Raw genomic sequence first — 7,523 nt, forward strand, 5'->3', positions numbered from 1 at the left:
CCTGTTGCTCGACAAAGCTGTCGAACTCATCTGCAGGCGGATGGAACGGGATGAGACCATTGGCCTTCATCACCTTTTTCCACTGCTCACTGGCATACAGGGTATCGACGGCCTCGACCCAAAACGCCTTGGACTCACTGGAAGCACCCTTGGGCATGTAAAAACCGCGCCAGTTCGGGCCAACGGCGTCAACGCCCTGCTCTTTTGCGGTCGGAATATCGGAAAATTCACCCGGCAGGCGCTCGTCGGCCAGCACGGCCAGAACACGAAGGTCGCCCGACGACAGGAAACCGGTGACTTCGGAGATATCACCGGTGAAAGCGTCGACCTGGCCACCGACCACCTGGGTCATGGCCTCACCACCGTTATTGTAGGAAAGGTACGGAATGGCGGGCAGTCGATCGGCGCCGGCGGCCTTCGCGGTGATCAGCACCTTCAGATGATCCCAGCCACCCCGGGCACTGCCGCCCGCGAACTTGACGGATTTCGGGTTCTGCTTGATGGCATCGAGCAGTTGATTCAGGTTCTCATACTGTGAGTCCTTGCCTACGGCAATGACGCCGTAATCCGCGCCCAGCGCGCCAATCCAGGTCACCATATCGGCATCCAGCCCGGGGAACTGTTTCTGGGCGAGACGGGTAGTGGTTGCCGTTGATGCGGCGACGATCAGCTTGTCATCTTCCGCTCGTTTGCTGACCGTGTGAGCATAGGCAACACCACCGCCAGCACCGGCCATATTGATGGTCTGTACGGTGCCTTCAACCAGGCCAAGGTCCCTCATTACATTACCAGCGCTGCGACAGGTAAAGTCCCAGCCGCCACCCGGGTCTGACGGGGCGATGCATTCCACTTTTCCGGAGGGTTGCCATGCGAGGGCCGAAAAACTGAGTGTGGCTATAGCCACCAATAAAAAACATCGTTTAGCAAGCATCTTATAACCTCTGATTTGTTGTTGTGTCCCTCGACGACGATCGCGTTCCGAGATGGCATTTTACGTTGCCACTAATAGCGATAACGGAGGACTCGATTGGCAGTGTAAGTAAATAAATAGCTTTCCCGAAGTTTGTGGGCGTAAAGCTTTTTTACATCTTAAAACACGTTCTGATCATAATGTTCACATAAAACGCTTTCTGCCTGGGAATACTTCCCTGATCGTGGTTTTTATGACCAAAAAGCCCTAAATAGAAAAAAAGAACCTTATCTTTTAAAGATTAATTGAATATGACGTCATGGGTTAGTCTGACAGCGTTGTCGCGACAGCAACTGATACTCCGAATAATTACAAAAGAGGCTTTACGACTATGAAAAAAACCATAACCGGAGCTGCATTCACTCTTTTCGCAGCATTAACCAGCACTACTGTACTTGCAGCTCCTGATGAGCAAAAACTAGAAAAACAAATGTATGACCTTAAACAAGAACTCGACGACCTGAAAAAATCAAAAATTTTTGATCTCGAGTTTGGCGGGCGAATCCAGGCAGATTTCAACTACTTTCAAGGCGCTTACAATGCCGGCAAGGCTGGCGATCCAGGCAGTGATTTTTTCCCTCGCCGCATTCGTACTTATGTAGAGAGTGTGCATGGTGACTGGGACCACAAATTATTACTCGACTTCGCGGATGGTGGCGGCGAGATTGTTCTGGCGCGAGTACGCTACAAAGGTTTTGGCAATGGTCTGAAAGTACAGGCTGGTAAGCTTTGGGAAGAAATTTCACTAAACGGACGAACCAGCAGCAAACATATTGCCACTATATCACGTAGCTCGTTGGCAAATACCATGGCGCCATATTTCTCATGGGGCGCATCAGCCAACCAATACTTCGAAGACTCAGGCATTCGTTATGCAGTTGGAGTTTACAGAAACGAAGCTTTCGGTGCCGTTGGCCAGAATGTTGATGCCAATGGCGTTGACAATGGCGTTTTGGCGCTCGCATTAACAGGCCGCCTCACTTGGCAAAAAGATTTGCAAGACGGCGTTCTGCACCTCGGTGGCTGGTATTCAAATCGTGATATGGGAGGCCGGGATTTAGGAGCACGCTTCGCACGTGGAGAAGTACGCAACACCAATACCCGTTTGGTGGACTATGTCGCGGGAGGGAGCCCGGTAGCACTGAACAGCCTGCAACAGGCCGGCTTAGAGGCTGCATATCAGCTAAAAGGGCTGACCGTAGAGGCAGAGTATGCAGCCCGTGAATTAAACGCCGTAGACCCGGCCTCACCGCTGGATGGTGAAGTTTACGATGGCTACACCGTTACCGCCAGTTATTTCCCGGCAGGACTTCGAAAGCAATACTCTAAAGGCTCTGCAGTGTTCAAACAACCCAAGGGCGTTAGAGATGCATGGGAACTGGTTGCTCGTTTAAGTAATATGGATGCGACTTCTGATACGCAGGGGACAGAAACAACAAGCTATACCCTGGGCACCAACTACTATTACTCGTCAAAGGTGAAATTTATGGCAAATGCCATTTATTCGGAGGTGAGTGGCCCAGGTGCCGCGTCCTTGGTAGGCAATGAAGACAACGGTCTGGGTTTTACAGGACGTATCCAATACTTGTTCTAAGGAAGCGATCAGTAGCTACCATCGGCCTGCGACAAAACGGGCATCCCTAGTTGCATGAGGTTCACAGCAGCCTGTCGGACTCCAGCGGTTGTTTCCGGCAATTTAGAAGTTGAGCGTAACTCCCCGGACTTTGAGGCGCATAGTCGATGTATGCAGCCACAAATCCGGGGGATCTGCGCCGATTTTCAGTGAAGCTATTGACTGGCCGAACAGGCGGCTCTCTTGTGAACCAGCATGTTTACCACTACTCCGCTTGAACCCGCCAATTCGAGCAAATCATCGTAACAGGACGTTATGGTCATTAAATTTACGGGTAATCGCACGATGAGTGTTTTAGCCTTGTCGTATTCTATAATGATAACAAACCGCGCTTTAGTGATATTGTGTTCCGAAAAACCAAACTGAAAACCCGAATGATCCTCACGCTCGGATTCGTCAGCGCAGCGCAGACGATCCTCATAGGCGTGTTCGCCGGCTATTACCTCAGCAACTCCCTGTTTGATGAAATCGGACAACGGGCTCTCATGGTGTCGAAGACCGTCGCGGCAGCCCCCTCGGTGATCGAGGGAGTACGCGAGCGTGATATTGAAGGGCTGAACCGGCTGGCAAATCGACTGACCCGCACCAACGAAGCTTTGTTCATCGTCATTGGTGACCACCAGGGCATACGCCTGGCACACCCCTCCCCTGATCGCATTGGCCACTCCATGGCCGACGATGACGGTGACCTGGGCCGGCGTGCCCTGGTTGATGGCAAGGCCTATGTGGCAAGGGCCACGGGCAGCCTCGGCGAATCCATGCGTGGCAAGGCCCCGGTGATCGAGCCAGAAACTGGCGAGATCATCGGCATTGTCTCCGTGGGATACGGAGTTGACCAGGTGGATGCCACCATCAAACGCTACAGCTTCGTACTGTATACCGTGGTTGGCCTTACCCTGCTGGTCAGCATACTTATCGCGATGGTGATCGCCGGGCGCTTCAAGCGCGCCATTTTCGGCCTGGAACCGGAAGAAATCGCACGCCTGTTCCAGGAGCGGGACGCCACCTTGCAGTCCGTTCGGGAGGGCATCATCGCCATCAACCGCGACGGTGTGATCACGACCTTCAACCGCACCGCCCTGGAAACCCTGGGTATCGACCCCGACACGCCGCTGTCAGGCCGTCCCATTCTCGATGTTCTGCCCGAAAGTGACCTGCTGTCGGTACTAGAATCCGGCACGCCGGACTTCGACCGCGAGGTCTGGCTGAGAAACCGACAGATGATCGTCAACCGCTTACCTGTTCGCCAGGGCGCTGAGATTACCGGTGTTGTGGCCAGTTTCAGGCTGAAGGACGAGGTGGATCAGGTCAGCCGGCAACTGACTCGCATACAACAATACGCAGATACCTTGCGAAGCCAGACTCACGAATACTCGAATAAGCTCCACACCATCGCGGGCCTGATCCAGATTGAAGCCTATGACGACGCGTTGAATCTGATCGGCAGCGAAGTCAGCGACCATCAGGCACTGATTCACCTGCTTCTGGAAGCCGTCCCCGATCCGGTTATCGCCGGTTGCCTTATGGGCAAGTACAATCGCGCCCGGGAGATGGGGCTGGGCTTACAGATCGATGCCGAAAGCCGCATGGTGGATATACCCGCCGACATGCCACGGGATCAACTGGTGAGTGTCCTCGGCAACCTCATCGACAACGCCCTCGAGGCCACCCTTCATCAAACGGGCGAAGGAGGACGGGTTCAGCTATCCATGACAGACTTGGGGCATGAACTGATCTTTGAGGTTGAAGACCAGGGGCCCGGTATCCCGGAACAATCTCAACAGAAGATCTTCGAAAAAGGCGTAACCACCAAGGCGGGCGCTGAAGAACACGGTTATGGCCTGCACCTGGTGCGTCAGTTTCTGAATCGCTGGGGCGGCTCCATCACGGTGGAGAACCTACCGGGTGTGGGCTCGCGATTTACCCTTTACCTTCCGAAAACCAGTCAGGGGAGTGACAGTCATTGAATACCCTTCGGATCCTGATTGTTGAGGACGACCGGCAGATCGCCGAAATCCAGCGCCGGTTTGTTGAGCGACTCGAGAATGTGGAGCTTTGCGGCATTGCCCACAGTCTGGGGGATGCCCGCGACCTTATCGACGTTATGGCCCCACACCTGATCCTGCTGGATATCTATTTTCCCGACGGCAATGGTCTGGATCTGCTGCGGGAACTCCGGGCGCGGGATAGCAGCAGTGACGTTATCCTTATCACCGCCGCCAAGGAAGTGGAACCGCTCAAGAGTGCCCTGCGCGGCGGCGTCTTCGACTACATTCTCAAGCCCCTGGTTTTCGAACGCCTTGAGGAAGCCGTCAACCGTTACCGCGACCACTTGCGGCAACTGTCTGGCCTGGTGCAAATCGCCCAGAAAGAAGTCGATGCCCTGCTGCCCAGAGGGTCAAGCGAAGCCAGTCAGCCCGCGCCTACAGACAGGCTGCCCAAGGGCATCGATAGCATCACATTGGATAAAATTCGCGAGGTGGTTTCATCCGGCCAGTGGAGTGCCGAGGAAGTCGGCCAGGCCATGGGCGCGTCACGAACGACGGCGCGACGCTACCTGGAATTCCTCGTTGGCCGGGGGGAGTTAACCGCGGAAGTTACCTACGGCAGCGTCGGCCGACCGGAACGGCGGTATCGCGTCTGACCCCCTGCCTTTAGGGTCAATCCCGGAACTGCGACTTGTCCAGCCCGTACTTCTTCATTTTGTCGTACAGCGTCTTGCGGGCAATGCCTAGCTGGACCATGGTGTCCTTAATGCTGCCATGGCAGGCATTGAGCGCACTGACGACGGCTGAACGTTCAAAGTCGTCCATCATCTCGGACAGAGTCTGGCGCCCGGACACATTGTCGGTGACGGAGGAATCGTTCTCGTCCAACGCCGCTGGCCCCAGCAGAACGTAGCGCTCGGCCAGGTTCCTTAACTCCCGCACATTCCCCGGCCAGCTATGCTGCATCAGACGCGCGGCCTGGCTGGCATCCAGCGGGATGCTTTCCCGGTCGTAACGGGCTGCCGCAATCAGCACAAAATGGTGAAACAGGACGGGGATGTCGTCCTTGCGTTCGCGCAGTGGCGGAATATCCAGCTTCACCACATTCAGCCGGTAATAGAGATCAGGCCGGAATTCGCCGTCGTCACTGAGTTTTTTCAAATCCGCCTTGGTGGCGGCAATGATNNGCGATGATCCGGACATCCACCTCCTGAACCTTATTGCTGCCCAGACGCTCGACCCGTTGTTCTTCCAGCACCCGCAGGAGTTTCACCTGCAAGGGCACGGGCATACTCTCAACCTCATCCAGGAACAGGGTGCCCTTGTGGGCGTGCTCGATCTTGCCGATACGGCGCTTTTCAGCCCCGGTGAACGCCCCGGCCTCATGGCCAAACAACTCGCTTTCAATCAGGTTCTCGGGCACCGCGCCGCAGTTGATTGCTACAAAGTTGTGGGCACTGCGTCCACTGTTCTCATGAATGTATCGGGCCAGCGCATCCTTCCCGGACCCAGTTTCCCCGTGCAGAAGAATATTGGCCGAAATATCGAGGATGGGATCAACGGTCGCCATGACCTTTTGCATCAACGGCGAATCCCCCAACATTCGTGGACCGGGTCTGGCCAGGTGTCGCAGCTGTGCTTTCAGTCGACGGTTCTCGAGGGCCAGATGCCGTTTTTCCAGGGCATGACGGAGCAGTTCAATCAGTTCATCATGATCAAACGGCTTCTCGATAAAGTCGTAAGCGCCCTGCTGCATGGCCGTTACTGCCGTGCTTATGTCGCCCTGCCCGGTAAGAATGATCACGGGAATGGTGTTATCGATAGCTCGAAGCCGGTCCAGCAACTCCAGGCCGGTCATCTCCGGCATGTTGTAGTCGCAGAGAACCACGCCGTCGTAGTCGGCGTTGATATGTCCCAGCGCCGATGGCGCATCTTCGAAGCAGCTGACCGGCAACTCCTCCAGGGTCAGTGTCTGGGCAATAGCCTGGCGGATGTGTGGATCGTCGTCCACAAAGATTACCGAGGGTTCTGTCATTCCATGGCCTCCCGCTTCTTGAGGGTTACGACGAATTCTGCGCCCGGCCCATCCCGGCGGTTACGACCGGTCAGGCTGCCACCCAGCGCATCCACAATCTGGCGCGATATGGAAAGCCCAAGACCCAGTCCCTGCTTGACCGATTTGGTGGTAAAAAAGGGCTCGAAAATCTGTTCGGTGTCGCCCTGCAATCCGGGCCCGTTATCGCGCACCAGGCATTTCCAGTGCTGCTCGGTTTCTTCTATATCAATCCGGATTTCCGGCCGAGCACCACCCTCTACCGCCTGAACCGCGTTCGCCATCAGGTTAACCATAACCTGCTCTATCCGGATCAGGTCACCGTGGCACATCACCGGCGAGTCCGGACGGTGCCACTGGATATCGATTTCCGAGCTCGATTGCTGGGCAACGATAATTTTCAGGGATGCGTCAATCGGTTGCCGGAGATCCACCACCGCTGGCGGGCCTTCGGATTTGCGCGCAAAAACCTTGAACTGCCGGGTCAGCTCCGCCATCTTGTCACACAGCAGGATGATTTCTGACAGGTTAGCATCCACCATCTCCCCGGCACCTTTCTCAAGGAAGCGGCGGCTGTTTCGGGCATAGGTCTGAATGGCCGTCAGAGGCTGGTTCATTTCATGGTTGAGGCCCGCGGACATCTGACCCAGCACCGCCAGTTTTGCAGCCTGGATCAGCTCCTGCTGTGTTTCCCGCAGCTCGGTTTGGGTGCGTTCTCGCTCCCGGATCTCCTCCACCAGTTTGCGATTGGAGTTCTCCAGGTCTGCGGTTCGCTCGGCCACGCTTCGCTCCAGCTGCTCGCCCCGAAGAGCCAGTTCAGCCTCGCGCCGGTAGCGCTCGCGCAGGTACAGCCAGGTCAACAGGCCACCAAAGAACAGC

Annotated in this window: 5 protein-coding genes and 1 pseudogene; 3 read left to right on the forward strand and 3 right to left on the reverse strand. The window is 55.6% G+C overall.

The genetic code is table 11. The features are described 5' to 3' along the window. On the reverse strand, nt 1–781 hold a 781-nt coding region (locus B2W52_RS18370), incomplete at its 3' end, for a Bug family tripartite tricarboxylate transporter substrate binding protein (RefSeq protein WP_286803869.1). Nucleotides 782–1,301: 520 nt separating this feature from the next. Here B2W52_RS18370 and B2W52_RS18375 point away from each other — a divergent pair. From B2W52_RS18375 to B2W52_RS18385, 3 genes are all read left to right on the forward strand, one after another. Beyond that, the gene (locus B2W52_RS18375; protein ID WP_273069254.1) at nt 1,302–2,564 is read left to right on the forward strand and encodes an OprO/OprP family phosphate-selective porin; all 1,263 of its coding nucleotides are present in this window, start codon (nt 1,302–1,304) and stop codon (nt 2,562–2,564) included. Between the two features lie 383 nt (nt 2,565–2,947). After that, nucleotides 2,948–4,570, forward strand: coding sequence for an ATP-binding protein (locus tag B2W52_RS18380; RefSeq protein ID WP_476738547.1), 1,623 nt, complete (start codon nt 2,948–2,950; stop codon nt 4,568–4,570). Further along, nucleotides 4,567–5,247, forward strand: coding sequence for a response regulator (locus B2W52_RS18385; protein ID WP_041333487.1), 681 nt, complete (start codon nt 4,567–4,569; stop codon nt 5,245–5,247). Before B2W52_RS18380 ends, B2W52_RS18385 begins: the two co-directional genes overlap by 4 nt. A gap of 16 nt (nt 5,248–5,263) precedes the next feature. On the opposite strand, the pseudogene B2W52_RS18390 reads toward B2W52_RS18385, so the two are convergent. Continuing rightward, nucleotides 5,264–6,626: pseudogene (locus tag B2W52_RS18390) on the reverse strand (sigma-54-dependent transcriptional regulator). Further along, nucleotides 6,623–7,523, reverse strand: a 901-nt coding sequence (locus B2W52_RS18395) for a sensor histidine kinase (RefSeq protein WP_286803870.1), incomplete at its 5' end; no start/stop codon positions are given. The pseudogene B2W52_RS18390 and the gene B2W52_RS18395, both read right to left, overlap by 4 nt.

The sequence above is a fragment of the Marinobacter sp. UBA2498 genome (assembly GCF_002341575.1).
Taxonomy (GTDB): Bacteria; Pseudomonadota; Gammaproteobacteria; order Pseudomonadales; family Oleiphilaceae; genus Marinobacter; species Marinobacter manganoxydans.